General features: G+C 47.5%; 25 protein-coding genes. 18 read left to right on the forward strand and 7 right to left on the reverse strand.

Annotated features, from left to right (window positions below; all coding sequences use genetic code 11):
• The first annotated feature begins 7 nt into the window (after window positions 1–7).
• The 5 genes from rhaM to ACES2C_RS09150 all read left to right on the forward strand — a co-directional run bounded on the left by rhaM (window position 8) and on the right by ACES2C_RS09150 (window position 6121).
• Window positions 8–322 carry an L-rhamnose mutarotase gene (rhaM, locus tag ACES2C_RS09130; RefSeq protein ID WP_374166638.1) on the forward strand — a complete coding sequence of 105 codons (315 nt, stop codon included), beginning with the start codon at window positions 8–10 and terminating at the stop codon, window positions 320–322.
• Window positions 323–332: 10 nt separating this feature from the next.
• Complete coding sequence (locus ACES2C_RS09135; protein WP_374166639.1) at window positions 333–1070, forward strand: glycosyl hydrolase; 738 nt, start codon at window positions 333–335, stop codon at window positions 1068–1070.
• The gene (locus ACES2C_RS09140; RefSeq protein WP_374166936.1) at window positions 1067–3109 is read left to right on the forward strand and encodes a glycosyl hydrolase; all 2043 of its coding nucleotides are present in this window, start codon (window positions 1067–1069) and stop codon (window positions 3107–3109) included. Before ACES2C_RS09135 ends, ACES2C_RS09140 begins: the two co-directional genes overlap by 4 nt.
• An 82-nt stretch (window positions 3110–3191) precedes the next feature.
• On the forward strand, window positions 3192–4223 hold the full coding sequence (locus ACES2C_RS09145) for a substrate-binding domain-containing protein (RefSeq protein ID WP_374166640.1): 1032 nt from the start codon (window positions 3192–3194) through the stop codon (window positions 4221–4223).
• Window positions 4224–4336: 113 nt separating this feature from the next.
• Window positions 4337–6121 carry a glycoside hydrolase family 15 protein gene (locus ACES2C_RS09150; protein WP_374166641.1) on the forward strand — a complete coding sequence of 595 codons (1785 nt, stop codon included), beginning with the start codon at window positions 4337–4339 and terminating at the stop codon, window positions 6119–6121.
• A gap of 121 nt (window positions 6122–6242) precedes the next feature.
• Here ACES2C_RS09150 and ACES2C_RS09155 read toward each other — a convergent pair whose 3' ends face one another.
• On the reverse strand, window positions 6243–8432 hold the full coding sequence (locus tag ACES2C_RS09155; protein ID WP_374166642.1) for a bifunctional alpha,alpha-trehalose-phosphate synthase (UDP-forming)/trehalose-phosphatase: 2190 nt from the start codon (window positions 8430–8432) through the stop codon (window positions 6243–6245).
• 210 nt (window positions 8433–8642) lie between these two features.
• Between ACES2C_RS09155 and ACES2C_RS09160 the strand changes: the two genes are divergently transcribed.
• A complete protein-coding gene (locus tag ACES2C_RS09160; protein ID WP_374166643.1) occupies window positions 8643–8918 on the forward strand; it encodes a hypothetical protein in 276 nt (91 codons plus the stop codon).
• A gap of 58 nt (window positions 8919–8976) precedes the next feature.
• Here ACES2C_RS09160 and ACES2C_RS09165 read toward each other — a convergent pair whose 3' ends face one another.
• Both ACES2C_RS09165 and rsmA read right to left on the reverse strand, forming a co-directional pair.
• Window positions 8977–9903 (reverse strand): 2-hydroxyacid dehydrogenase, encoded by a 927-nt coding sequence (locus ACES2C_RS09165; RefSeq protein ID WP_374166644.1) that lies wholly within the window; start codon window positions 9901–9903, stop codon window positions 8977–8979.
• 90 nt (window positions 9904–9993) lie between these two features.
• Window positions 9994–10779: a 16S rRNA (adenine(1518)-N(6)/adenine(1519)-N(6))-dimethyltransferase RsmA gene (gene rsmA, locus ACES2C_RS09170; protein ID WP_374166937.1), complete on the reverse strand. Its 786-nt coding sequence runs from the start codon at window positions 10777–10779 to the stop codon at window positions 9994–9996.
• A gap of 199 nt (window positions 10780–10978) precedes the next feature.
• Between rsmA and pdxA the strand changes: the two genes are divergently transcribed.
• The 9 genes from pdxA to rpiB all read left to right on the forward strand — a co-directional run bounded on the left by pdxA (window position 10979) and on the right by rpiB (window position 18553).
• Window positions 10979–12034, forward strand: coding sequence for a 4-hydroxythreonine-4-phosphate dehydrogenase PdxA (gene pdxA / locus ACES2C_RS09175; protein ID WP_374166645.1), 1056 nt, complete (start codon window positions 10979–10981; stop codon window positions 12032–12034).
• A gap of 187 nt (window positions 12035–12221) precedes the next feature.
• Window positions 12222–12764, forward strand: coding sequence for a DUF177 domain-containing protein (locus ACES2C_RS09180; RefSeq protein ID WP_374166646.1), 543 nt, complete (start codon window positions 12222–12224; stop codon window positions 12762–12764).
• Between the two features lie 15 nt (window positions 12765–12779).
• Window positions 12780–12971, forward strand: a complete 192-nt coding sequence (gene rpmF / locus ACES2C_RS09185) for a 50S ribosomal protein L32 (RefSeq protein WP_374166647.1) — start codon at window positions 12780–12782, stop codon at window positions 12969–12971.
• Window positions 12972–12985: 14 nt separating this feature from the next.
• A complete protein-coding gene (gene plsX, locus ACES2C_RS09190; protein WP_374166648.1) occupies window positions 12986–13924 on the forward strand; it encodes a phosphate acyltransferase PlsX in 939 nt (312 codons plus the stop codon).
• Between the two features lie 13 nt (window positions 13925–13937).
• Entirely contained in the window at window positions 13938–14927 is a 990-nt protein-coding gene (locus ACES2C_RS09195) for a beta-ketoacyl-ACP synthase III (RefSeq protein ID WP_374166649.1), read from the forward strand.
• Window positions 14928–15110: 183 nt separating this feature from the next.
• Window positions 15111–15599 carry an acetyl-CoA carboxylase biotin carboxyl carrier protein gene (accB, locus tag ACES2C_RS09200; RefSeq protein WP_374166650.1) on the forward strand — a complete coding sequence of 163 codons (489 nt, stop codon included), beginning with the start codon at window positions 15111–15113 and terminating at the stop codon, window positions 15597–15599.
• 85 nt (window positions 15600–15684) lie between these two features.
• Window positions 15685–17034 carry an acetyl-CoA carboxylase biotin carboxylase subunit gene (gene accC / locus ACES2C_RS09205; protein WP_374166651.1) on the forward strand — a complete coding sequence of 450 codons (1350 nt, stop codon included), beginning with the start codon at window positions 15685–15687 and terminating at the stop codon, window positions 17032–17034.
• A 47-nt stretch (window positions 17035–17081) separates the two neighbouring features.
• Window positions 17082–17954, forward strand: coding sequence for a twin-arginine translocase subunit TatC (tatC, locus tag ACES2C_RS09210; RefSeq protein ID WP_374166652.1), 873 nt, complete (start codon window positions 17082–17084; stop codon window positions 17952–17954).
• A 164-nt stretch (window positions 17955–18118) separates the two neighbouring features.
• Complete coding sequence (gene rpiB / locus ACES2C_RS09215) at window positions 18119–18553, forward strand: ribose 5-phosphate isomerase B (protein ID WP_374166653.1); 435 nt, start codon at window positions 18119–18121, stop codon at window positions 18551–18553.
• A 218-nt stretch (window positions 18554–18771) separates the two neighbouring features.
• On the opposite strand, the gene ACES2C_RS09220 is transcribed toward rpiB, so the two are convergent.
• Both ACES2C_RS09220 and ACES2C_RS09225 read right to left on the reverse strand, forming a co-directional pair.
• On the reverse strand, window positions 18772–19251 hold the full coding sequence (locus ACES2C_RS09220) for a hypothetical protein (protein WP_374166654.1): 480 nt from the start codon (window positions 19249–19251) through the stop codon (window positions 18772–18774).
• 146 nt (window positions 19252–19397) lie between these two features.
• A complete protein-coding gene (locus tag ACES2C_RS09225; protein WP_374166655.1) occupies window positions 19398–19874 on the reverse strand; it encodes a hypothetical protein in 477 nt (158 codons plus the stop codon).
• A gap of 240 nt (window positions 19875–20114) precedes the next feature.
• Between ACES2C_RS09225 and ACES2C_RS09230 the strand changes: the two genes are divergently transcribed.
• Window positions 20115–21032, forward strand: a complete 918-nt coding sequence (locus ACES2C_RS09230) for an FKBP-type peptidyl-prolyl cis-trans isomerase (protein ID WP_374166656.1) — start codon at window positions 20115–20117, stop codon at window positions 21030–21032.
• A gap of 275 nt (window positions 21033–21307) precedes the next feature.
• Here ACES2C_RS09230 and ACES2C_RS09235 read toward each other — a convergent pair whose 3' ends face one another.
• Together ACES2C_RS09235 and truA are read right to left on the reverse strand one after the other, a co-directional pair.
• Window positions 21308–22420 carry a M42 family metallopeptidase gene (locus ACES2C_RS09235; protein WP_374166657.1) on the reverse strand — a complete coding sequence of 371 codons (1113 nt, stop codon included), beginning with the start codon at window positions 22418–22420 and terminating at the stop codon, window positions 21308–21310.
• 96 nt (window positions 22421–22516) lie between these two features.
• A complete protein-coding gene (truA, locus tag ACES2C_RS09240; protein ID WP_374166658.1) occupies window positions 22517–23284 on the reverse strand; it encodes a tRNA pseudouridine(38-40) synthase TruA in 768 nt (255 codons plus the stop codon).
• A 173-nt stretch (window positions 23285–23457) separates the two neighbouring features.
• Here truA and ACES2C_RS09245 point away from each other — a divergent pair, with 173 nt between their 5' ends.
• Both ACES2C_RS09245 and ACES2C_RS09250 read left to right on the forward strand, forming a co-directional pair.
• Entirely contained in the window at window positions 23458–23925 is a 468-nt protein-coding gene (locus ACES2C_RS09245) for a DUF4293 domain-containing protein (protein WP_374166659.1), read from the forward strand.
• A gap of 125 nt (window positions 23926–24050) precedes the next feature.
• Window positions 24051–25826 (forward strand): DEAD/DEAH box helicase, encoded by a 1776-nt coding sequence (locus ACES2C_RS09250; protein ID WP_374166660.1) that lies wholly within the window; start codon window positions 24051–24053, stop codon window positions 25824–25826.
• The last annotated feature ends 216 nt before the right edge of the window (window positions 25827–26042 follow it).

A 26042-nucleotide genomic window follows, 5' to 3' on the forward strand; every position in this document is an offset into this window, starting at 1 on the left:
CTCGATTATGGTACGAGTAGCATTCAAGATGAAGCTTCATCCAAACTGTCGCGATGAGTACAAGCGAAGACACGATGCGATCTGGCCCGAGCTGACGGCATTGCTCAGGAGCAATGGGATCAGCGACTATTCCATCTTCCTGGATGAAGAGAGTGATACACTTTTTGCGGTGCAGAAAACCGAAGAAGGAGCTTCTTCTCAGGATCTTTCCGCAAATCCCATTGTGCAGCGCTGGTGGGCTTATATGGCAGATATCATGCAAACCAACCCTGACAAATCTCCGGTTTCTATCCCTCTCACAGAGGTGTTTCATTTAGAGTAAGAACTGATATATGCGCTTTAACAGATCTTTATACATTTATATTTTCTTTCTTCTTTGCTTTGCTAAGAGTGTCAGCGCCCAATCTGGCAGCTGGCCGGTAGTAAAAGCCGAAACTAGACCCTGGACCCGCTGGTGGTGGATGGGAAATGCCGTCGACAAAAAGAATCTGTCGCTTTCTCTTTCTGCGTTCAAGTCGGCCGGCTTGGGCGGAGTCGAAATAGCGCCGATTTACGGGGTAAAGGGCTATGAAAGCAGGTATATCGACTACTTGTCTCCCGCCTGGATGGATATGCTGAATCACACCATGGAGCAGGCTAAGGTTTTAAAAATGGGAGTAGATCTGACCAACGGGACAGGCTGGCCTTTTGGCGGTCCTCAGGTGACGCCCGAGTATGCTGCCTCAAAGCTGATCGTCCAGACTTACGAACTTGGTGGCAGCGAGACCCTGAAGGAAAAGATAAAGGTCGCTGAAGCTAAGCAGGAAAACGCAGTGCTTCAATTTTTGACCGCTTATAATGATCAGGGCGCGGTGCTGCAATTAAAGGATAAAGTTAAAGCAGACGGTACTCTCAACTGGACCGCGCCATCAGGACGGTGGACGCTGTACGCTGCCTTCCTTGGCAAGACCAGGCAAATGGTCAAAAGGTCTTCGCCGGGGGAGAAGGTTATACGCTCAACCATTTTTCTTCTGCCGCGCTGCACAAGTATCTTGAACGCTTTGACAACGCCTTTAATGGGAAGCCGATAGGGGCGAGGGCTGTATACAATGACAGTTATGAGGTTTATGGCGCCGACTGGTCCGAAGAGTTCCGCAGTCTCTTTGAAAAGAACAGAGGATATGATTTCAGAAAGTTCATCCGCGAATTTGTGAGTAAAGAGGGCTCTGAACAACAGGCTCGTTTAAAGTCTGACTACCGGGAAACGATGTCAGAAATGCTCTTGCAAAACTTTACCAGTCCCTGGACCAGCTGGGCGCATGCGCGGCGCAGCCTCACCCGCAATCAGGCACACGGTTCTCCGGGGAACCTGCTCGACTTATATGCTGCTGTTGATATCCCCGAGTGCGAGACCTTTGGCTCCTCCTATTTCCCAATCCCGGGTTTGCGGAGAGATAGCGCTGACATTAGAAATGTTGATCCCGACCCGGTGATGCTGAAGTTTGCTTCTTCTGCTGCTCATGTTACCGGGAAGAAACTCACCTCCTCCGAAACTTTTACCTGGCTGACAGAGCACTTTAAAACTTCCCTTTCTCAATGCAAGCCCGAGGTTGAACAGGTTTTTCTGTCGGGAGTTAATCACGTTTTTTTTCACGGGACGACCTATTCTCCTGCCGAGGCAAAGTGGCCGGGATGGTTGTTTTATGCATCCGTTAACTTCGTTCCTGCCAATAGCTGGTGGAGTCACCTCCCCGGACTCACGTCCTATATCACCCGGGTACAGTCTGTATTGCAAGCGGGAAGATCTGACAACGAGATACTCATCTATTGGCCCGTGTACGATGCATGGAACAAAGCAGCCGGGAGAGACATGCCTTTAAAGGTGCATGACATCGACGAGTGGCTTCATCCTACGCCCTTCTACAAGGATGTAACTGAACTGCAGAGGCTGGGCTATTCGCTCGACTTTATTTCTGATCATCTGCTGCAGAATGCAGTCGTGTCGGGCAAGTCAATTAATACGGCGGCAGGCGCTTCTCCCTACCGGGTTCTGGTTGTTCCACAAGCAGAGCTAATGCCGCTCGGGACCCTTCAGAAAGTCTTGAAACTGGCAGAAGATGGCGCAACAGTCATTGTTCAGGCGCTTCCAAAAGATGTTCCCGGCCTGGGAAAGCTTGAGGAGCGCCGGAAGCAGTTCTCTTCACTTCTCAGCTCTGTTAAATCGGCAGATGGAGATGGTAACATCAGGGAAATAAAGCGGGGAGCAGGCCGTTTGATCTTTTCCAGTGACGTGCCGGGCGCCCTCTCTTTTGCAGGCGTTAACCGTGAGCGCCTTACCGATACCGGCTTGAAGTTTATCCGGCGTCAGGATGGGAACACGAAGTACTATTACCTGGTGAACCACACGGGGCGGCCTGTCAGCGGCAAGATTCCTCTTAACGCCGGGGCAGCCTCCGTTCTTATTCTGGATCCTCAGACAGGTGATTACGGTAAGGCAAGATTCAGCCGGAGTAAGAACGGCACAGAGGTGGAGTTACAGATACTGCCGGGAGAGTCGCTGATCCTCAGGACGTCGCCCGCTGCGCTCACATCCGTCAGAGATTGGCACTACCTGAATCAGGAAATGCCAGCAAAACAGCTTTCAGGCCCATGGAAGCTTCAATTTACAGAAGGTGGCCCTGCCATACCGGCCGACAAGGACCTTCCAGTCTTGAAGGAGTGGACAGCCTTATCCGATACCTCGTGTTCTAACTTTTCGGGGAGAGCTGTGTACTCAACATCTTTTGATCTTACAAAGAGAGAAGGGTATGAATATCTGCTCGACCTGGGGAAAGTGAGTGAAAGTGCTCATGTCTGGATCAACGGAAAAGACGCGGGTATCCTCTGGAGTATTCCCTACCGAACGCGCATAGGGAAATTTTTGCAGCCAGGAAAAAATACGATTAAGATTGAGGTAGCTAACCTGATGGCAAACAGGATCCGCTACATGGATCGGAACCGAATAGAGTGGAAGATATTTAAGGATGTGAACCTTGTGGATATTAACTACAAGCCTTTTGATGCTTCCAACTGGAAGGTGATGCCTTCGGGACTGGCAGGCCCGGTTAAGATAATACCTTACAAGTTCTGAGGTGCAGGAAGGAGTCGAAAAGCATGACAGTCAATATGGCTCAAAAGTGTATATTAGCCAGCATATTTCAAGAATAACACCAATGAAACCTGCACGATTCTTTGACCATATCCATATCGATGAGTATTCGGCTACGCCCAAGTATTTACAGCTGACGAATTCCATATTGATCGCGATAGAGGCGGGGAAAATTAACAAGAACGACATGCTCCCCTCTATCAACGAGCTGAGCTATGAGCTGGAGATCTCGCGTGATACTGCCGAAAAGGGCTACAAGTATCTGAAGAACCTTGGTGTGTTAGGGTCGATCCCTGGTAAGGGATACTTTATCATGTGCACGGAGTTCAGGCAGACCCTCCGTATTTGTCTCTTTTTTAATAAGCTGAGTTCACACAAGAAGATTATTTATGACTCCTTCGTCAAAACGCTGGGAGAACAGATCGCGGTCGATTTTTATATCTATAACAGCGACTATATCCTCTTTAAAAAATTGCTGAGCAATAAGCTGGAAGGGTACTCACACTACGTGATTATCCCTCATTTCGTAGAGGGCGAGGAGAAGGCATACGAAATTATTAACACCATTCCAAAGGAGAAACTGATTATCCTCGACAAGGTGGTTCCGGGTGTTACAGGCGAGTATGCCGCTGTTTACGAAAACTTTGAGAAGGACATCTATAACGCGCTTGAGGATGCAAAGGAAGACTTAAGCAAGTACCACACGATTAAGCTGGTATTTCCGGAAAACAGCTACTACCCCAGGGAAATTAAGAAAGGCTACCTGAAGTTCTGCCGGCAATATGCCTTTAATCACAAGGTGATCAGTGATATATCGGCAGAGCCCATTGAGGAGGGGGAAGTTTATATCAACCTTGTAGAGCAGGATCTGGTGGTGTTGATAGAGAAGCTGATGCAGCAGAATATGAAGATCGGAAAGGATGTTGGCGTGATCTCCTACAACGAAACGCCTCTGAAGAGGATCATACTGAACGGCATTACGACCATATCAACTGACTTCAATGAAATGGGATCAATAGCTGCAAAAATGATACTGGAGAACTCCAGCAAACATGTGGAGGTGCCGTTTTATCTCAACAAACGCGCTTCGCTGTAAGCCGTTTGGCAAGAGTTGGTTACGGTTGTATTGCCGCACAGCGGTGGTCTCATGCTCTGCCAAAAGGGCGTTTTTTCAAAACCAAACGGTCCTCAGTACTGTAATAAGAAGCGATGGTACAGAAACACGTTTATGAGACCGGAATTATAGGTAATTGTTCTTTTCTTGCTCACGTACAGAAAAACACCAATATCGCCTGGCTGTGCTGGCCTCGCTTCGACAGTACATTTATCTTCGGCTCGCTTCTCGATAAAGAAAGGGGAGGGGAGTTTTCCATTCTTCCTTCGTCCGACTATTCATCACATCAGTATTATCTGGAGAACACCAACGTTCTTTGTACGGAAATCACCTGTGAGAATGGAAAGTACCGGGTAACAGATTTTGCTCCGCGCTTTCATCAGTATGAGCGTTTCTTCAAGCCTCTGATGATCATCCGGAAAGTTGAACCGCTGGAAGGTACACCGAGGGTACGGGTAAAATGTGCCCCCGTGGGGGAATACGGAAAAACTAAGTTAAGAGCTCACAGGGGCAGCAATCACATCGAGTACCTGGGAGGAGACGACCGCATTCGCCTTACTACCAATATTCCGGTCACTTACGTTTTCGAGGAAGCCTATTTCGTTCTTAATGAAACCAAGTATATGGTCCTCACTTACGGGCAGCCGCTGGAAGCTCCGTTATTGAGCACCTCCGAAAACTTTCTGCGTGAGACGGTCGCCTATTGGCGTCTGTGGATCAAGCATTCGTCTATCGCGACTTTTTACCAGCCGTATGTTATCAGGTCTGCTCTCGCATTGAAAATTCACCAGTATGAAGACACGGGAGCGATCATAGCAGCGAGTACAACCAGCCTTCCTGAGTCGGACGGCAGTGGCCGGAACTGGGACTATCGTTACTGCTGGCTCAGGGATACCTATTACGTGATCAGTGCCCTGAATCACATCGGTCACTTCGAGGAGATGGAGCATTACTTCAACTATGTAGCTGATATCTCTGTTTCGGAAGATTTCCGTTATCAGCCTCTTTATGGCATTGATGGAACAAAAGACCTTCACGAGATTGTTCTTCACGATCTTGAGGGCTATCTGGGCAACAAGCCGGTACGAATCGGAAATCAGGCGTACGAACACATCCAGAATGACATCTACGGGCAGGTGATGATCTCACTTATGCCTCTTTATACCGATCATCGCTTTGTTTTCAGGGAGCGGAAGGATTCAGCAAAATGGATTGAGGCCGTTCTCTCTAAGATTGAGCGTACCATTGACGAGAAGGATGCCGGCATATGGGAGTTTCGCAACTTCGCTAACACCCATTGCTACAGCAACCTGTTTCAATGGGCGGGATGTTCTGCCGCCGCCAAAGTTGCGCGGTCTATAGGGAATAAGCCGCTCGAAGAAAAGGCTTTATTCCTTAAAAATAAGGCTGCGGGACACATAGAAAGCTGTTACGATCCGCAGCGCAGGGTATACACCAATGCCACGGGAAGTTCACATCTTGATGCCAGTACTCTCCAGCTGATCATGATGAACTATCTTGACCCCACTTCCCAGAGAGCCAAGGATCATCTGAGAGCCCTCGAATCGGAACTGCGGACACCTCAGGGCCTCTTTTATCGCTACCTGCATGCCGATGACTTTGGAAAGCCAAAGACCACTTTTCTTATTTGCGCATTCTGGTATGTTGAAGCTCTGGCTTGTGTTGGGCGGATGGATGAAGCTGTGAGGGCTTTTGAAAACCTTTTGCAGTTTTCCAACCATCTGATGCTGTTCAGCGAAGATGTCGACGAGATGAATGGTTCACAATGGGGCAATTTCCCACAGGCATACAGTCACGTTGGATTGATGAACGCCGCCTATCGGATTGCAATGAAGCTCGACAAGCCCGTATTCCTGTAATGGGGCGGGCTTTATGCCGAAGTAATGCTCCGCCCCAGTAGGATGCCTGCAGGCCGGGCAGTTCGTTTGTATTTAAGCACGTAGCATTGGCCACATGTTTCGCCATGCCTGCGAAATGGTATCAGGCGCTCAAAGACTTGCGTATAGTCAGTGACCGGAGCAGCCGCCGTACTTCTCTGTAGTCACGCAGGTAAAAGCGTGCGGATGAGATATTGCTGCCGATCTTGATGGTGAAAGCACTTTCGGGCAAGGCCTTAAACATATCTTCATCTGTATGGTCATCGCCCAGTGCCATAATGAAGTCGCATTCATTGTTATCAAGCCACGACAACGAGACTTTACCTTTGTTCACCTCTACATTCTTTATTTCGATCACCTTGTTGCCCGGGAGCATTTGTAAGCCCTTATCGGCGGTTATAAAGCGAAGCGTTGTCATAAGCTCGTTCGCCCTCAGCTCCCCGAGTCCCTCTTCCACCTTTCGGTAGTGCCAGACCAGTGAGTAGCTCTTCTCTTCAATGAAGGATCCCGGTGTCCGGTCTACATAAGTTTCCAGTATAGTGCGAATCTCCTGCTTCCATTGGTTGTATAGTCCGGGCAGTTTTTGCCAGTCGCCGTCTTTGCGCTTTTGCCAGGCGCCGTGCTCGGCTATAATATCGATTGGCATCCGGCCGAACCAATCCTCCAGCGTTTGGTATTTTCGCCCGCTGACGATGACGATGTTGTTAGCCGGATCGGCTGTCAGTTGCTCCAGAATGTCGTAGAGGTCCTCGTCGGGCATGGCCATATCAATATTAGACTTGAAGCCCACGAGAGTGCCATCGTAGTCCAGGAAGATAGCGCGGCGGCGCGCATGAATATATTCATTCTCGATATAGACACGACCATTCGGCCCTATATGTTTTGCCTGCATAGAATCCTGCATTTGCTTTACTTCATCAAGTTTGTCCATATATATTTTTACCCAGTGGCGGATATTGAATTTTGAGACCACCTCTCTCATGGCCCGCATTCGCCGCTCCTGTTCTTCCAGCGACATGTTAAGCGCATCGATCATCGCCCGGTAAACCTCTCCTACATTATTCGGATTGACGATCACCGCATCGATCAGCTCTTTTGCAGCTCCTGCCATTTCGCTCAGGATGAGGACACCGGTATTATTAGTCCGGCTGGCCACGTATTCTTTGCAGACAAGGTTCATGCCGTCGCGCATAGGACTGATCAGGCAGACCTCGGCCATTGTATATAGAGCCGAGAGCATCTCCACCGGAAACGAGCGGTAATAGTAATTAACAGGCGTCCAGTTCAATGTCCGGTAACGCGAGTTGATGTTGCCTACAAGCTTGTCAATCTCGTCGCGGAGCTCTTTATATTGGGCAACCGTGTCTCTTGATGGCACTACAATCATATATAGTACCACTTTCTCTATATACTCGGGATTGCTCTGCAATAAAATATCAAATGCCTGCAGTCGCTGAAGAATCCCCTTGCTATAGTCCAGCCTGTCAATGGATAAGATCATTTTGGAGTCCTGAAACGTCTCCTTCAGGGTGGCTACGCTTTCAAGCACCAGCTCACTTTGAGCGAGGTCCTCAAACTTCTTGTCGTCGATTCCCATAGGAAATGGTTCTGCCACCGCCTGGCGGTCGTCGTAATTCAGTTCATTTCCATAGGAATGCACCGGAAGGATACGGGTGACTGAACTGATAAAATGCCGTACATCGTCGAATGTATGGAAGCCAAGCAGGTCCGCTCCGAGCATATTCTCAAGCAGTTCTGCCCGCCATGGAATAAGACGGAACAACTCATATGAAGGGAATGGAATATGGAGAAAGAACCCGATGGTGATGTCGGGCTGCTCCGCACGGATCATTCCTGGCAGTAACAGTAACTGGTAGTCATGTATCCAGATCTTGTCGCCGGGTTCTGCCACCTGGAATATCGCCTCTTTAAACTTCCGGTTCACCTCCACATAGCTGTCCCAGTAACTTTGCTCGTATCTGGCGTATGTAGGGTGGTAGTGGAATACGGGCCACAGCGTTTCATTTGAGAATCCTTCGTAATAAAGGTTGATTTCTTCCTGCGTAAGAAATACCGGATAAAGGTTCATTGCCCCAAGGCGGCTGGTGATTTCCCGCTGACCATCTTCAGAAGCAACCTCTATACCTGGCCAGCCCAGCCACATGTTATCCCCCTGGCGGTAGATGGAACCAAGCCCGGTTGCAAGTCCCCCTTCACTCTGTTTGAACTCAAGTTCACCGTTATTATCTGAGATCTTTACCGGTAACCTGTTCGATACTATTATTGTCTTCATATCTTTCTCCCTTTATAAAAGGGGAAAACCGGTTTAGTGTTTCAGGAATTTGGTTTTTAACGGTGGTAAGGCATCTTTTGCCAGACAATTTTCCACATTCGTTTTCCACAAGCGGGTACTAAAAAAATGAATTTTTTAAGAACCGATGCGCGAAATACGTGTTAATGTATTGCTAATCAACTTAATGAAAAACAATAAAATTAATTCGTCATGACACGAAAAAGAGCTTTGTCCATCAAAAACTGGATCAAAACTATGGGGTTTGAACTCACAAAGTATCATCAGCTCCAAAACCGGACAAAAAAGATCAAGTATTATACGCTGGGTAATTTCGGCGTATATGAAGAGATCACTCCTGCAAGAACGACTACCGGAAAAAGGCAGAAGTTCATTTCCTGGACACCGTGGGGGGACCACTTCGAAGTAAATTCTGTGAAGGATTTAAGTCAGGCCTACCACAACTTCGTCAACTACTCGCCCAATTAACAATTCCTGTTCTGATTACGGGCCTGAAAGAGCAAGACTCTTATCGCCCGTAATCCACCTACAAAGAGATTGAAGCTAGTTTTTCTCCCAGTACTTCTGATATTTTGCGGTACGATTCGAAGGTCCAGCCTGCCACATGCGGACTGAGGATTATCTTCCCGTTGGCGATCAGTTCTTCGAACCACGGTTGTTCTGCCAAAGCGGGAAACTTTTCCGACTCCAGTACATCAAGTCCGGCCCCCAGTACTTTCCCGCTGTTTATTGCTCGCAGGACCGAGCTGGTATTAACGATTTCTCCTCTGGCGGTGTTTAAAAAGAAGACAGGCTTCCTGAAATGGAAGAAATACTCGTCATCCACCATCTGCCGTGTTTCACGCGTCAAAGGTATGTGAAGACTGAGGACGTCGGATTCTTTAACAATTTCTTCCATGCTGACCTCTTTCACGTATTCATCTCCAAATGCGGTCTTGTATTTGTCATAGGCAATGATGTTTACATCAAAGCCGCGGAGTTTGCGGGCAAAGCTTTGTCCCATGTGCCCGTATCCGATAATTCCTACCGTTCTGTTCTTTAATTCGTAGCCTCTGTTCCCCTCGCGGTCCCATATCTCATGTCTGACCTCATTGTCTGCCTTTCTCAGGTTGTTCATGAGGCTGAGGAGCATTCCTACTGCATGTTCGCCCACAGCATCGCGATTCCCTTCCGGTGCATTGATGCAAATGATTCCCCGCTCTTCAGCAAACTTCTCGTCAATGTTATCCATTCCTGCCCCTGCACGCGCTATGAACTTCAGTCTGGTGCCAGCCTCCATAAGCTCGCGGTCTATGTTGAACTTGGTCCTGATCGCCAGTCCTTCGTAGTCTTTGATCGCGGCAAGCGTTTCGGCCCGGGTATAAGCGGGACAGTCGTCTACATCGTAGCCCAGCTTTTCTGCTTTTTCCCTGAAGGCTGAATGTAATTTGTCGGCAATGAGAATCCTCGGCATTTCTGTTGTTTTTAGAACTTTGCAATTTTAAGTGATCAGCCGGTAAAATAAAAGGAATCGGATTAAAATGACGCTCCAGGTAAAGAACGTCTACTTTGTCTGCGAACCACCGACAAGATTGGTCAGACGGATAAAATCGGCCACATCCAGTCTTTCTGCCCTTAGTTCGAAGACAGGCTCGTCTCCCATTTTCTCCTTGCTGATAAGTCCGGCCAGTGCATTTCGCAGGGTCTTTCTTCTTTGGTTAAAGCCTGCTTTCACCACCTTCCAGAACAGATCTTCGTCGCATTCGAGTTTTTGAGTAGCATTCCGGCTCAGGCGGATCACTGCCGATAGCACTTTCGGCGGAGGATTAAATACCCCTGCTTTTACCGTGAACAGATATTCGACATTGTAATAGGCCTGAACAAAGACCGACAGGATACCATATTCTTTGGATCCTGCTTTCGCTGTACAGCGTTCTGCAACCTCCTTCTGAAACATGCCCACAACCTCCGGTATTTGCTGCCGGTTCTCCAGTACCTTGAATAGAATTTGGGAGGAGATATTGTATGGAAAGTTACCGATCACGCCCACAGGTTCGTTGAATAGTGCTTTAAAATCCAAAGCCAGAAAGTCGCCGTTAATGAGGCGCTCGCCCAGGGAAGGATATTTGGTATGGAGATAGGCCACTGATTCTGAATCGAGGTCGATAAGGTAGGTTTCGTAGTCCGTCTTCTGCAGGAGAAAATCGGTAAGGACTCCCATTCCCGGACCAACCTCGAGCACCTTCCGGTATCTGTCTGAGGGCCTCAGGCTTTCCACAATTTTTGAAGCAATATTCTTATCCGTTAAGAAGTGCTGGCCTAAATGTTTTTTCGCACGAACCATATACAAACTTTTGCCGCCCCCAATTTCACACAGTAGCATCGCGTTTCCTTTTTTGTCCCTCGGGGGACCGGAAGCTGAAGCTTTGACCGGCGGAAATCTCCGGCATGCAAATAACGGCATTTGCCCGTACAGGTATGATAATTATTTACAAAATAGTTAATTTGCAAAAATTTATCGCAAACCCGATTTGCAGAGACTCATTCAAATGAAGGAAAAGATTAAAATTGGCATTTCTGTAGGAGATATTAATGGTATAGGATTGGAGGTTATTTTAAAGACCCTTGCAGATCATACAATTTATGATTACTGTACTCCGATTGTGTATGGAACAACAAAGATTGCTTCTTTTTACCGTAAAGCGCTTTCGCTCGGCGAGTTTAGCTTTAATGTGATCAGTAAGGCGGAGCAAGCAAACGGGAAGCGACCCAATATGATCAATTGCTGGGAGGAGGATGTGAAGATTGAGCCCGGCGTTGCAAATGCCACCGGGGGTAAGTATGCCTTACTTTCACTTGAAAGGGCCGTCTCTGACCTCCTCGATGGTCAGACGGACGCTCTTGTCACTGCACCAATCAACAAACATAATATACAAAGCGACAATTTTAATTTTCCTGGTCATACGGAATATATCCAGCATAAAGCAGGGGCGGCTGATTCTTTAATGTTTCTGGTGAGCGACGACCTGCGCATAGGTGTCGTAACAGGACACGTTCCGGTGACAGAAATCGCGCAGCATATTACAAAAGAGGCCATTGTGTCAAAGCTGGCTTTAATGAAAGAAAGTCTTAAAAAGGATTTTTGGGTTCAGAAACCTAAGATCGCAGTTCTGGGCCTTAACCCCCATGCAGGCGACAGCGGATTGATTGGCAGTGAAGAAGAGAGTATCATTGTCCCCGCTATTCAGGAAGCCAATGACAAAGGAGTGTTCGCTTTCGGCCCTTATGCAGCTGACGGTTTCTTCGCTAATGCATCCCATTTGAAGTTTGATGCTGTTCTGGCGATGTATCACGACCAGGGACTTATCCCTTTTAAGTACATTGCGTTTCACGACGGGGTGAACTTTACAGCAGGCCTGCCTGTTGTTCGTACCTCTCCTGATCACGGCACGGGCTACGATATAGCCGGAAAGAATATGGCTTCTGCCAATTCTTTCAGAACCGCACTTTTTGAGGCAGTTAATATTGTAAAGAGGCGCCGTGAAATGGCAGAGCTTACAGCCAATCCGCTTAAGATCACTAAGTTGTCAAAAGATCGCGACTAAGTGTGCGTCAGGGCCGTGGAAAAGGCATTTCAGGCCAGCGGGACTGTGTTACCGGGGCCAAAGATACCCTTGCTGCAGGCCCCCTTCATTCTTAGGCAATTAGCTCTGCGCCGCCTTCTTCCATATTTAAAAAAACTTTTACAGAGTCATTAATTTTATCTATTTTTGCAGGCTCAATTGCCGTGCTTTGAAATCGTTACAGGAATATCGGATATCATACACCGGACTAAAGACCGGAAAGCATCAGTACGATTTTGATATTGATGAGCGCTTTTTCAATGAGTTTGAGTACTCGCTGGTGAAGACAGGGGAGCTGAAGGTTAATCTTGAGCTTGACAAGCAGGAAACGATGATTATCCTGCAGTTTGAGATTAAGGGAGAGATATTCCTTAATTGCGACGTATGTTTGTCGGACTTCCCCATTGCGGTGGATGTGAAGGAGCGGCAGATTGCGAAGTTCAGTGAAGATGAGCATCTGGAAGACGATACGGATGAAATTATGGTGCTGGGAAAGAATGAACATGAGATTGATGTAGCGCCGTTGATTTACGAGTATATTAATCTTGCGGTGCCGTATTTTCACAGGTGTGAAGAGCCGGGGAAGACCCGATGGTGCGATGGCGAAATGCTTGAAAAGCTGAATAAGTTGTCGGGCCAGACAGAAGAAGAACAACAACAAGACAATGCAGATCCAAGGTGGGAAGCGTTGAAAAAAATAAAAAAACAATAATTAAAAAACAGGAAAATGGCACATCCAAAACGAAAACTGTCAAAGTCTAGAAGAGATAAGAGAAGAACACATTATAAGGCAGAAGCGCCAGCCTTGTTCACTTGCCAGACTACAGGCGCAGTTCACTTGCCTCACCGTGCTTATAACGTTGATGGTAACTTATACTACAACGGTAAGTTAGTTATAGAGAACACCTCAATAGCATAAGGTAATTTTCTGCAATGAAAATTGGCTTAGATATAATGGGCGGAGACTTTGCTCCCAGGGCAACCGTTCTGGGAGCAATTGCAGCCTTTAAAGCCTTGGATAAGCATCAAAAACTGGTGCTTATCGGCGATAAAGACCAGGCCTTTCCTGTTTTGGAAGAGCAAAACTTCAATCCTGATCATTTTGAATTTGTTCATACCACCGAAACGATCGGTATGGGCGAGCACCCCACTAAAGCCATCACTCAAAAACCTGGCGCAAGCATTCCACTTGGTTTCAAGCTTTTGAAAGAGGGAAAGATCGATTCTTTCTCTTCTGCAGGAAACACCGGAGCGATGCTTGTTGGGGCAATGTTTAGTATTAAGACGATTCCTGGAGTAATACGTCCTGCAATATCTACAGTGGTGCCAAAGCTCAAAAAGGGTTATGGTATCATGCTTGACGTAGGCGCAAATGCGGACTGCAAGCCCGATACTCTTCTCCAGTTCGGAATACTGGGGAGCCTTTTTGCTGAGAATATCCTCGGGATTCAGAACCCGAAAGTAGGCCTGATCAATATAGGGGAGGAAGAAGAGAAAGGAAATCTTTTGATGCTTGCCACTCATCCTATGATGAAGGATACCAACATGTTTAATTTTATCGGCAATATTGAGGGGCGCGATTTATTCGATGAAAAAGCCGATGTAATTGTCTGCGACGGGTTCACCGGGAACGTGATGCTCAAGCTGGCAGAAACGTTTTATGTCCTCACCAAGAAGAAAGGGTTTGAGGACGAGTTTTTTGCCAGATTCAACTACGAGCAGTACGGAGGAAGTCCGATCCTGGGTGTAAACGCGCCTGTTATCATCGGTCATGGAATATCGAGCCCGGAAGCCATTAAAAACATGATCCTTCTTTCGAGAAGCATGATCACCACGAAGTTAATTGAAAAGATCACATCTGCATTTAAATAATACAGACAGGACAATGCAAAAAATAAACGCTGCCATTACAGCCGTCAATGGTTACGTGCCTGACTATATACTGACCAACCGCGAGTTGGAGACGATGGTAGATACCAACGACGAGTGGATTACCACCCGCACGGGTATAAGGGAAAGGAGAATACTGCGCGGAGAGGGTGTTGCAACTTCTGATCTGGCTGTTCCTGCTGTTCAGGGACTCTTGCAGAAAAGGGGAATCGGTGCTGAAGAGATTGATCTTATTATCTTTTGTACCTCTACCCCTGATATGCCTATTCCGGCAACCGCTAACATTCTAGCTCATAAGATCGGCGCTAAAAATGCCTGGGGATATGATCTGCAGGCGGCTTGCTCTGGTTTCGTGTATGGTCTTACTACTGGCGCCCAGTTCATTGAATCGGGTAAGCATCAGAAGGTTCTGGTAGTAGGAGGAGACCGCATGTCGTCCATTGTAAACTACGAAGATCGTGCTACCTGTATCCTTTTTGGCGACGGCTGCGGTGCAGTATTGCTCGAGCCCAACACAGAAGGCTACGGCGTGATCGACTCTGTACTGAAGAGCGACGGGGCCGGTTGTCAGAATCTCTTCATGAAAGCAGGGGGCTCGCTGAAGCCCGCTACTCATGCCACTGTCGACGCCAAAGAGCATTACGCTTATCAGGAGGGTCAGGCTGTTTTCAAAGCAGCGGTGACTAATATGGCTGATGTTGCAGTAGAAGTCATTGATCGGAATAACCTGAAGTCTGAGGATATTGCCTGGCTGGTACCCCATCAGGCGAACAAACGTATTATTGATGCTACCGCCAGTAGGGCCGGAGTTCCGCCAGAGAAGGTGATGGTAAACATCGACCGCTTCGGCAACACAACAAACGGAACCATTCCCCTGTGCTTGTGGGAATGGGAGAGTAAGCTTAAGAAAGGCGATAACCTGATCCTGGCAGCTTTTGGCGGTGGGTTTACCTGGGGAGCTATGTATCTTAAGTGGGCATACTAGCCGGAGCGTCTCTAAAGAGTAGATAATACCCTGCCGTTAGGCAGACATAATAATTAAAGGAGGTTTTCCGGCAGCTGTTTCCGGAGGCAAAGCATCAGGGATGGCTTGGCTGGCTGAAGGCCTCTTGTTTTTCAGTTTTATTTATGAACTTTGAATTATAAATAAATTAACCAAAAAACAAATATGGATATTAAACAGGTTCAGGAACTTATCAGATTTGTTTCAAAATCAGGTGTTAATGAAGTTTCGATCGAAGAGAAAGATTTTAAGATCACTATAAAAACCAATCAGGCTCCGACGTATGTAAATGCTACTATACCGGCGCCTGTTGTGGCAGCACCCCAGGCACCCGCGGCAGCTCCTGCTGCAGCAGAACAGGCGGCTCCTGCAGCGCCTAAAGCGCCTGTAGCAGAGGCCGAGGATACCTCAAAATACCTCACTGTCAAATCGCCAATGATCGGTACGTTCTACCGCTCAGCAGGCCCTGATAAGCCCTTCTTTGTCAACGTCGGCGATGAAGTGAAAGCTGGTCAGGTGGTTTGTATCATCGAAGCCATGAAACTGTTCAATGAGATTGAGTCGGAAGTTTCAGGCCGCATAGTAAAAGTACTGGTTGAGAATTCAAGTCCTGTAGAGTACGATCAGCCTTTGTTCCTGGTTGAACCTGCATAATATAAATGACATTGATGTGCAAGTATGCAGACGTGCGAACGCCTGTTTATTTGCACATTTTTTTATGTACCAATAAGCGTAATATATGTTTAAGAAGATATTAATTGCTAACCGAGGAGAGATTGCTCTGCGTATTATTCGTACCTGCAAAGAAATGGGCATCAAAACAGTAGCTGTTTATTCTACTGCCGACCGCGAGAGCCTGCACGTCAGGTTTGCCGATGAGGCCGTTTGTATTGGTCCTCCAGCAAGCAAAGATTCATATCTTAATATCCCCAATATCATTTCAGCGGCGGAGCTTACAAATGCTGACGCTATCCATCCGGGCTACGGATTTTTGTCTGAAAATGCCAAGTTCTCGGCGATCTGCCGCGATTACCATATCAAATTTATAGGCGCTACGCCCGAGCAGATCAATGCGATGGGCGACAAGGCTTCCGCTAAGGAGACGATGAAGAATGCCGGGGTTCCGACCATTCCGGGATCGGATGGCCTGGTTTCAGATGTGAAGGAAGGAATCGAAATTGCCAACTCAATCGGCTATCCGGTGATTCTTAAAGCAACGGCAGGCGGTGGCGGTCGCGGAATGCGCATCGTATGGAAAGATGAAGACTTTGAAGCTGCCTGGGATTCAGCAAGGATGGAAGCAGGAGCTGCCTTCGGGAACGACGGCATATACCTTGAGAAGTTTGTGGAGGATCCGCGTCACATCGAAATCCAGATTATCGGCGATCAGTACGGCAAGGTTTGTCACCTTTCAGAACGCGACTGCTCAATACAGCGTCGTCACCAGAAGCTGGTAGAAGAATCTCCTTCTCCTTTTATGACCGATGATCTTCGGGAGAGAATGGGTGAGGCCGCAGTAAAAGGCGCAAAGGCTGTAAATTATGAAGGTGCCGGTACAATTGAGTTCCTTGTGGATAAGCATCGGAACTTTTATTTCATGGAGATGAACACCCGTATTCAGGTGGAGCATCCTGTTACTGAGGAAGTGATCAATTACGATCTCATCAAAGAGCAAATACGTGTAGCCGCGGGCGTTCCGATCTCGGGCAGAAATTACACACCTGCTAAACACGCCATCGAGTGCCGTATTAATGCTGAAGATCCTGCTAATAATTTCAGGCCTTCTCCTGGTCGTATCACCATCTTCCATTCTCCTGGAGGTCACGGGGTTCGGGTAGATACGCACGTGTATGCCGGATACCAGATCCCGCCTAACTATGATTCAATGATTGCCAAGCTGATCTGTACAGGCCAGACCCGCGAGGAGGCAATTTCAACCATGGAGCGCGCTCTTAGTGAGTTCGTGATTGAAGGTGTTAAAACAACCATACCCTTCCATAGCCAGCTCATGAAAGACCCTAATTTCCGTGCAGGTAATTTTACTACCAAGTTCATGGAGAGCTTCGAATATGTGGATGAAAATGCGTAAGCTTGGCTAAAATTTACTTTTACCATTAAAAGCACTCCTGTAAATCTATGGCCGATACCAAGGGGAAAAGACTTCTTGACTCAATAAAGAAGAAGGGACAGAATCTGGAAGCAGAGATGTCGTTCTTCGATCATTTGGAAGTACTTCGCTGGCACCTGATCAGATCCTGTGTCGCCATTGTAATATTTACAGGACTCGCTTTTGCGTACTACGATTTTATCTTTGATAAGATCATCCTGGGCCCCAAAAGTCCTTCGTTTTGGACCTATCGCATGATGTGTCAGATCGCAGAACGCTTCCATCTTTCAGATGATTACTGCATCCGGAAAATCGATTTCAATATCATCAATACGGAGATGGCGGGGCAGTTCACCCTGCAGATGAATTCTTCGCTGCTAGCGGGCCTTGTGCTCGGGTTTCCCTATCTCCTTTATGAGATATGGCGATTTGTTAAACCTGGCCTTACCGACAAGGAAAGAACCTCAGCCAGCGGCTTTGTCTTTTATGCCACCCTGTTGTTTATTCTGGGAATCCTGTTCGGATACTTCATCATTGCTCCGCTTTCCATCACTTTTCTCGCTAACTACACCGTTAGTGATATCATCCAGAATCAGATCACAATAGACTCATACTTGTCGTCCGTCGCCACACTGACGCTGGGTACCGGAATCGTGTTTGAGCTGCCGATCCTGATCTTCATCCTTTCGAAAATGGGGGTTATGACGCCTCGCTTCATGCGGGCATCGAGAAGGTATGCAACCGTTATCATTCTTATAATTGCGGCTATCATCACGCCTACTCCTGATATTCTGACCATGCTTACGGTTAGCTTCCCGCTCTTTATTCTGTACGAGGTCAGCATCATGATCTCTGCAAGAGTTGAAAAGCGCAGGGAAAAGGCACTCTTAAGCAGAGACTAGGATTCCGGCTTGTGTTGTCTTGGTCTCCGGCTCCGAACGTTCCTGAGAGCCAGGTACATCCCGTCGCCGGCGATAACATCGCATTTATATTTTTCCGCTAACAAACTATTTCACATTTTTGTGTCCGCCCGCTGCGTTAAGGGCAGTGCGGCAGATCAACGATTATGGACAAAAATATATCAATAGCGATCGGCTCTGACCACGCCGGTTTTGACTACAAGGAAATGCTGAAAGACTTTCTGAAGGATGTGCAGGTAAAGGATTTCGGGACCCACAGTCCTGAGTCTGCCGACTATCCGGACTTTGCACACCCCGTAGCTTCTTCTGTAGAGAACGGTGAATTCACTTTGGGCATTCTGGTGTGTGGAAGTGCCAATGGCGTGGCCATCACGGCGAACAAGCATCAGGGGATCCGGGCAGCTATTTGCTGGACCGAAGAGCTCGCTGAACTTGCAAGAAAGCATAACAATGCAAATATCCTTTGTATTCCGGCCCGTTTTATTAGTGAGGAACTCGCCAGGGCTATTACCACCCGCTTTATTGAAACTGAATTTGAAGGCGGACGTCACGCAACAAGGGTAGGCAAGATATCCTGCTAGCCTATTGTTTGTTGCATCAAAAAGAGATTATGCCAACAGGCGGGCAAGATATCCTGCTAGCCTATTGCTTCTGCTCAGATCGTGAAGATTTGAGCAGAAACAATGGTTATTATTTGATGTTCTGGCAGCCGCTCAGTTCTGAGCATTTCCCTTGCCGCATTCCTCATAGTGCATCGCCAGCTGCTACCGAGAATACTGTGGAGGTGCGAGACTGGTTCTTAGAAGGTCACGCGCACAGAGAAGCCAAACTGCCCGGCCTTAAAGTCGGCGTCCGGAGTAAATTGCAATGCGGGCTTCCAGTCGAACGACACGTTAATAGGCGCTTCGGCAAAACGATAGTCAAGACCGAGAACGCCATCAGCGCTAAGAAGGAAGTCGTTTTTGTCAATGTTCTTATAGTCAATGCCTCCTATTGACGCACCTCCTCCATAATACCACTGCAGTGTTCCGTCTTCAAATGGAATTGGTTTATGCACTTCGTACAGGCCGGTAAAGCGTATAGCCGAGTAAGAACTTTTGTCTTTAAAGCCAAGGATCAGGTCAAGTGCCCGGTCTTGCTGTAAAAAGGTCTTGAACGAAATTCCGGTATAGTCGCCAACTCTGACTCCTAACGCATTCTTGTACTGTGCATTTGCTGTATTTTTGCTGAATACCACCAGCGCGAAAATCAAAGATAGAAATGTGAAGAGCTTTCTCATTTTAAATGTATTTGTAGTGTACTGAATTGGCAAAGGTAAAAAAGTCTGCATAAATAAGTCCGGAAGAAGCAGATATGGGCGCTCTTAAAAAATAAAAGCTCCCCGTTTCCGGAGAGCTTTATTGCAAATTCAGAGGATGTCTTTATTTAAAACGCATAGCGGAAAGAGAGTCCGAAGCGTGCCGGCTGAGTATCGGTATCGGGTGAAAGCAGGAACAGGGGCCGCCAGTCAAAACCAAAGTTAAGAGGCACGTTAGGGATTTTGTATTCCATACCCAAGGCTGGTCTGATTCCGAAGCCAGTGTCGTTGTCCCCGAAGATAATCTGAGGGCCAAGGCCTGCGTACCACTTCAGTCCCGGAGCGTTAGGAATGGATGCATTGTATTGATATTCGGCTCCAAGGCCGACCAGGTCTCCCTCAAAGAATAACAAGCTTGCGTCTACTGCCCCGGTGGGAGTAAAGAAATGTTTGACGTTAAAACCTACACCGGTGGATCCGTCACCGAGGTCAACGCGAAGTCCGACTGCTGTCTTGTAGCTGGTCCCTGAAATTCTGCTCTGCGAATAGCCCGCAAGGGAGAGGCACACTAGCATAGTAAGAAGGCCAAATAGTTTTCTTTTCATAGTTCTTTTGGATTAACGTTTTTAACTCTGGACATAAACAGTAAGATGCAGATACTGTTTTTTCTTTTTTTGTTTCTCCTGTATTTAAATAGTTGCGTCGCGGAAATAGGGAATAAGATCTTAAGTTAAAAAATGTTAATGAGTGGTATTTGACGACTAAAAAGATAAATTTGCAGACGGAAAAGTGTGCCTCGTAGCATTCATTAATAAAAGCCCGTATTGATTCTAATGAGTAAAAAAATGAAATTTAATATTAATACATCCTCCTTTATCTTGTTCCTTGTGGTGTCTTTGGTGACAAGCTGTACGAAGGAGTACGCAACGATTGACACTGAGGATGAGAAAGTGATACAGGAGTACATCCAGAAAAATGGCCTTACTGTGCAGCAGTACGGAACAACCGGTATCTATTATCAGATCATCAAACCGGGGCTTGGTGATCCAGTTCAAAATACAGATAAGGTTTTTCTTACCTACACAGTGAAATCAACGGACAGCAAATATTCTTCGACGAACGAATATACCAACGTGTATAACGACTACCTCGGCTACCTGGGGCCTGCCGACGGAAGATCGAGCAGTTATCCTGCCGCTCTGAGGACCATCATCAAGGACGTGCTGGGTAAGAAAGGCGGAAGTGTGCGGATCATTGTTCCATCCCGCCTTGCGTATGGCAAGTCAGGCCAGGGCAGTATCCCTGGGAATGCCTGCCTCGATTATACCGTCAACGTGACAAGCGCCAGTACGCAGTACGAATTTGACGAGTACCTCGTCAGAAAGTTCGGAGCTGAAAATAACATCTCAATTGAGAAGGATGAAAATGGTCTTTTATACCACATTATCCAGCCAGGAACAGGCACTGAAGTGCTTCGCGACACGACACAGGTGACCACCTATTACACCCTCAAGTATCTGGATGGGACATTGATCCAGACGGCAAATGCTGATAATCCGTTTACCTTCAGACTCAATGATGCTGGGATCATTGCAGGATATCCGATAGGTGTAAAGAAACTGAAAAAGGGGGCAAGATCAGAATGTTCATTCCCTTCGGTCTTGGATACACTCCTGCTGCGGCTAGCTCAAACGGCCTTCGTCCTTACGCGGTGCTCGACTATGAAGTGGAGCTGGCGGATGTTAAGCAGTAAAAAAGGTTAGGAGGCGTTAAACAGGATGGTCCTGACCCTGCTCTAAAAGCGAGCGAAGCCGGCCGCCGGTCCTTCTTGCCGTTACAGGACTAAACGGCTCCGGATAACAAAATGCCCTAAGTTCATTGAAAGGGAAGGCAAAAAAGTCGAACGATCTTCGTTCCCTTAAAAAAGAATAGATATACTTAAATAAAAAAGGGCAGCAGATGGGAATAATTCTGCTGCCCTTTTCTTTTGGCGTCCTATGAATCAATATAACGTGGTAATAGGAAGTTTTATTTTGCTCTATTTGAAATACCTGAAATCCTGTCCGTCCTCAATCTTCAGCAGCGACTCGTAGATCAGCCTGATGACATTGTCGACGTCTTCCTTATGTACCATTTCGACGGTGGTATGCATGTACCGCAGTGGAAGAGAGATCAGGGCTGATACAACTCCGTCGTTTGAGTATGCGAAAGCATCAGTATCGGTACCGGTCCAGCGGGACGATGCCTGGCGCTGGAAAGGAATGTTCTTTTCCTGAGCAGCGGAAATCAGCAGCTTGTTAAAGTTGGTGTGGACTGAAGGAGCATAGGAAAGTACCGGACCTTTTCCGCAGGCCAGATCACCCTGCGTAACCTTATTGATCATGGGCGTCTGTGTGTCGTGCGTAACATCGGTGATGATAGCCAGGTTCGGCTTGATCCGGTTGGCAATCATTTCAGCTCCGCGCAGGCCTACTTCTTCCTGTACTGCGTTCACAATGTACAAGCCGAACGGCAGCGACTTCTGGTTTTCCTTAAGCAATCGAGCGACCTCTGCAATCATAAAGCCGCCTACACGATTGTCAAGGGCGCGTCCCACATAATAGCGGTCATTCAGCACCATGAACTCATCCTCGTAGGTCACCACGCATCCAACATGAATGCCGAGTGCTTCTACTTCTTCCTGGGAGGTGCAGCCGCAGTCGAGGAAAATATTTTTCAGTGTAGGAGCTTCTTCTTTTTCGCCGTTGCGGGTATGGATAGCCGGCCAGCCGAACACAGCCTTTACAATGCCCTTGTCTGTATGGATATTCACCCGCTTTGACGGTGCTATCTGATGATCGGAACCTCCGTTGCGGATCACGTAGATCAGCCCGTCTTTCGTAATATAGTTCACAAACCAGGATATCTCATCTGAATGCGCTTCGATCACTACCTTGTAAGGAGCTTCAGGATTGACAACTGCCACAGCAGTTCCGTAATTATCCACGTAATGGCTGTCGACATACGGCTTTATGTAATCAAGCCACAGGCGTTGTCCTTCCCACTCAAAACCAGTAGGAGAGGGATTGTTAATATATGTTTCCAGGAATTTGAGTGACTGTTCCGTTACAACAGACACATGTTTTTCGTTTTCTTCGTTGTTTGAATTCATTATTTAATTCTCCTTTGACTACAAATATAGTGTTAATGATGCTCGGGAGGAGCCTGTTACTGCTTGTTCCGTGCTCACTGTCTGACACCTGTTTAGCTACACGTAGGGATACCTCACTTCAGTGAGGTATAAGCCGCAGGCAGGAACGGAGGTGCCGGCGTTTGATCTGTTTTTACTGGTGATGATGCTGTGCAAGTCGCGTGGCGATATCGTTCCTTTCCCAACCATGGTCAGTGTTCCTACGATGGCCCGTACCATATTTCTCAGAAAGCGATCAGCCGAAATGTGGAATACCAGCCCCCGGCTTGTCTCTTCCCATTCCGCTCTGAAGATTTTGCAGTTGTTGGTAAAAACCTGTGTGTGTGACTTGCTGAAACAGCTGAAGTCGGTATACTCAAAGAGGATACGTGCGGCTTCGTTCATTCGTGCAACGTTCAGCTGGTCGCGCATGTGCCAGGAGAAACCGTGCCTGAAGGGGTCTTTCACGAAGTGGATGTGGTACTGATAGGAGCGAAGGCTGGCATCAAAGCGGGCGTGGGCCTCCTGACCGACCTTAAAGGCCCTCCGTACTGCTATCTCGAAGGGCAGGAGGGCGTTAAGGCTGTTAAGGAAGGCCGGCTCAACTACCCCGGCTTGCGGCTTGTCGTAATCTCTCTGCACGTCGAAGTGAGCAAAGAACTGGGTGGCGTGCACTCCTGCATCTGTTCTCCCGCAGCCCACCGTTTCTGTTTTTTGCCGGAGCAGTGTAGAGAGGGCCTTGTCGAGCAGCTCCTGCACGGTAACCGCGTTTGGCTGGATCTGCCATCCATGGAAACTGGTTCCGTTATAAGATAATTCCAGAAAATACCGGTTGTAATCGCCCACGGCTCAAAATAAAGAAAAACATTCATGAGCTGCAAACTGAGACGGGAGATGCAAGTTGGATGGGTGTTCTTCCTGGCATTAAAAAACAAATAGACTCACAGAAAAATCTTTTAGTATTTCCGGGGCGCAAGCGACGAAAGATTTTTATAAGTTTGTGTTCCTTAACTACAACTATGCTACAAAGAATTCAAACTGTCTGGTTATTTCTTACCACAACTGTGATTTTTGCACTGTTCCTGTTTCCTTACCTGCAGATCCTGAACGCTAACGGCGCAGCCAAGGCAATAAAGGTGACCGGTGTGTATGAAAACATAGGCGGACAGGTGGTTCAGACAACCGGTTTCCTTGGGCTTACCATTGCGACCGTTCTGCTCGGCCTCTTACCATTTGTGGTTATTTTCTTTTACAAGGATCGTAAGAAGCAGGTCGCCTTGTGTTACTTGATCATTGTCCTGATCCTGGGATTTAGTTTCTGGCTTGCCCAAACAGCAAGAGGGGTGATCGGCGATCTTCAGCTCGAGCTTCAGAACTATGGAATCGGGGTGGTGCTGCCTTGTCTGGCGGTATTGTTCCTCATCCTGGCAATACGTGGCATCAGACGCGATGAGAAGCTCATTAAGTCTGCAGACCGGTTAAGATAAGGGATCAGCTGCGCTGGTTCGTACGTACGCAAGTACTCAAACTTGTGTGTTGTAACTGGTATTATTTAAAAAAAATGTGTATCTTTGTTAAGTACCGGCAATAAGGCCGGTTTTTTATTGTTATCATGAACCCATTTAGTACACTGGGAATCCGTCATGATATTGTTAATGCCATTACTGATCTGGGTTTTGAAAACCCAACTCCAATCCAGGAACAAGCAATCCCGGTTTTACTTTCAGGCAGCAACGATTTTGTCGGATTAGCCCAAACCGGCACAGGGAAGACAGCAGCATTCGGTCTTCCGTTGTTAGAATTAATTGACTTTTCAAAGAATGTCCCTCAGGCGTTGGTATTATGTCCAACCAGGGAGTTATGCTTGCAGATTGCAAGTGACCTTAATAATTATTCAAAGAATCTGAATAATGTACATGTAGTAGCCGTGTACGGTGGCGCCAGTATTTCCGATCAGCTGAGGCAGATCAGAAGAGGGGTGCAGATCGTAGTGGCCACGCCCGGCCGTATGCTCGACATCATTGGCCGTAAGGCTATTGATTTTTCAGATGTAAAGTACGTGGTGCTAGATGAAGCTGACGAAATGCTCAATATGGGCTTTCAGGAAGACATCGACCACATCCTGTCTACTACTCCTGACGAGAAGAAGACCTGGCTGTTCTCGGCTACCATGCCTGCCGAAGTGCGCAGGATTGCCAAGAACTACATGACCGATCCGTTTGAGCTTACCGTTGGGAAGCAGAATACCGGAAACGTTAACATTGACCACGAATACTATGTGGTGCGTGCCCGCGATAAGTATGCGGCGTTTAAACGTATCGTTGACTTCCATCCCGAAATCTTTGGTATTGTATTCTGTCGTACCAAAGTTGAAACTCAGGAAATTGCGGAGGCTTTGGTGAAGGACGGTTACAATGCCGACTCTCTTCACGGAGATCTTTCCCAGCAACAGCGGGACAAGGTGATGAAGCGTTACCGCGACCGGAGCCTTCAGTTACTGATCGCCACGGACGTAGCAGCCCGCGGGATTGACGTTAATGACGTTACCCACGTGATCAACTATTCTCTGCCTGATGAAATTGAGAACTATACACACCGCAGCGGCCGTACAGCACGTGCAGGCAAGTCGGGTGTCTCTATTGCAATCATCAATAGCAAAGAGATCGGCAAGATAAGGCAGATCGAACGTGTCATAGGCAAGAAGTTCACAAAGGTAGATGTACCGGGTGGCTTTGATGTGTGTGAGAAGCAGCTTTTTGCTTTGGTTCACCGTGTCCATCAGGTAGAAGTGAACGAAACTCAGATTGAGGCGTACATTCCAAGGATCATGGATGAGTTCGCCGAGATGTCGAAGGAGGAGATTATCAAGCGTTTTGCTTCGCTTGAGTTTAACCGCTTCCTTGAGTATTATAAGAATGCTCCTGACCTCAACGCTCCGCTTGGGGATGAGAGAGGGATGCGCTCGGAACGCTTTGCCCGTACATCGTCCCGCGGCGACTATACCAGGCTGTTCATCAATCTGGGTTCCGTAGACGACTTTACAAGAGGCGACATGCTCGGTTTCATCTGTAATAATGCACGCATCAGCGGTAAGGCGATTGGCAAGATCGACCTGAAGGGGGTTTACACTTTCTTCGAAGTTGAGAATGCCGTTGCTGATCAGGTTCAGCAAAATTTCAAGTCTGTTGATTTTAACGGACGGAAAGTGAGAATTGAACTGGCTGGTGACCGTGAAGGCGGCAGCGGAAGCGGAAGGTTCAGCGGAGGAGGCCGCCGTGAAGGAGGTAGCCGCGACAGAGGCAATGGCTTCCGTGATTTTTCCGGCAACCGCAGAGAGCGTGGTGGCTCCGGAAGATCCGGCGAACGCGAACATAAGAAAAGATGGTAACCGGACAGGTTCCACCTCTGAATAAAGAAAAGCGACCAGATTCTGGTCGCTTTTCTTATTTACGTTCTTTTTTAAATTTCCCAAAAGAACATCTGGCTTGCTATGCTACAGCTCCAGAATGCTTTTTTTGAGAAGTGTCTTTGTGTTATTGAGAATCAATTGTTTTTAAAGGCTTCGATGAGAACGCTTCGGTCTGTTTTAAAGCCTTTCAACAAT

It is taken from the genome of Arcticibacter sp. MXS-1 (assembly GCF_041902385.1).
In the GTDB taxonomy this organism is placed as follows: domain Bacteria; phylum Bacteroidota; class Bacteroidia; order Sphingobacteriales; family Sphingobacteriaceae; genus Arcticibacter.

Coding starts and splice junctions, on each gene's coding strand:
- pdxA (WP_374166645.1), top strand. CDS start 10,979: ATGAAGGAAAAGATTAAAATTGGCATTTCTGTAGGAGATATTAATGGT.
- rpiB (WP_374166653.1), top strand. CDS start 18,119: ATGGACAAAAATATATCAATAGCGATCGGCTCTGACCACGCCGGTTTT.
- plsX (WP_374166648.1), top strand. CDS start 12,986: ATGAAAATTGGCTTAGATATAATGGGCGGAGACTTTGCTCCCAGGGCA.
- ACES2C_RS09135 (WP_374166639.1), top strand. CDS start 333: ATGCGCTTTAACAGATCTTTATACATTTATATTTTCTTTCTTCTTTGC.
- accB (WP_374166650.1), top strand. CDS start 15,111: ATGGATATTAAACAGGTTCAGGAACTTATCAGATTTGTTTCAAAATCA.
- ACES2C_RS09145 (WP_374166640.1), top strand. CDS start 3,192: ATGAAACCTGCACGATTCTTTGACCATATCCATATCGATGAGTATTCG.
- ACES2C_RS09150 (WP_374166641.1), top strand. CDS start 4,337: ATGGTACAGAAACACGTTTATGAGACCGGAATTATAGGTAATTGTTCT.
- ACES2C_RS09235 (WP_374166657.1), bottom strand. CDS start 22,420: ATGAATTCAAACAACGAAGAAAACGAAAAACATGTGTCTGTTGTAACG.
- accC (WP_374166651.1), top strand. CDS start 15,685: ATGTTTAAGAAGATATTAATTGCTAACCGAGGAGAGATTGCTCTGCGT.
- tatC (WP_374166652.1), top strand. CDS start 17,082: ATGGCCGATACCAAGGGGAAAAGACTTCTTGACTCAATAAAGAAGAAG.
- ACES2C_RS09195 (WP_374166649.1), top strand. CDS start 13,938: ATGCAAAAAATAAACGCTGCCATTACAGCCGTCAATGGTTACGTGCCT.
- ACES2C_RS09165 (WP_374166644.1), bottom strand. CDS start 9,903: ATGCCGAGGATTCTCATTGCCGACAAATTACATTCAGCCTTCAGGGAA.
- ACES2C_RS09160 (WP_374166643.1), top strand. CDS start 8,643: ATGACACGAAAAAGAGCTTTGTCCATCAAAAACTGGATCAAAACTATG.
- ACES2C_RS09220 (WP_374166654.1), bottom strand. CDS start 19,251: ATGAGAAAGCTCTTCACATTTCTATCTTTGATTTTCGCGCTGGTGGTA.
- rhaM (WP_374166638.1), top strand. CDS start 8: ATGGTACGAGTAGCATTCAAGATGAAGCTTCATCCAAACTGTCGCGAT.
- ACES2C_RS09245 (WP_374166659.1), top strand. CDS start 23,458: ATGCTACAAAGAATTCAAACTGTCTGGTTATTTCTTACCACAACTGTG.
- ACES2C_RS09155 (WP_374166642.1), bottom strand. CDS start 8,432: ATGAAGACAATAATAGTATCGAACAGGTTACCGGTAAAGATCTCAGAT.
- ACES2C_RS09250 (WP_374166660.1), top strand. CDS start 24,051: ATGAACCCATTTAGTACACTGGGAATCCGTCATGATATTGTTAATGCC.
- rpmF (WP_374166647.1), top strand. CDS start 12,780: ATGGCACATCCAAAACGAAAACTGTCAAAGTCTAGAAGAGATAAGAGA.
- ACES2C_RS09230 (WP_374166656.1), top strand. CDS start 20,115: ATGAAATTTAATATTAATACATCCTCCTTTATCTTGTTCCTTGTGGTG.
- ACES2C_RS09225 (WP_374166655.1), bottom strand. CDS start 19,874: ATGAAAAGAAAACTATTTGGCCTTCTTACTATGCTAGTGTGCCTCTCC.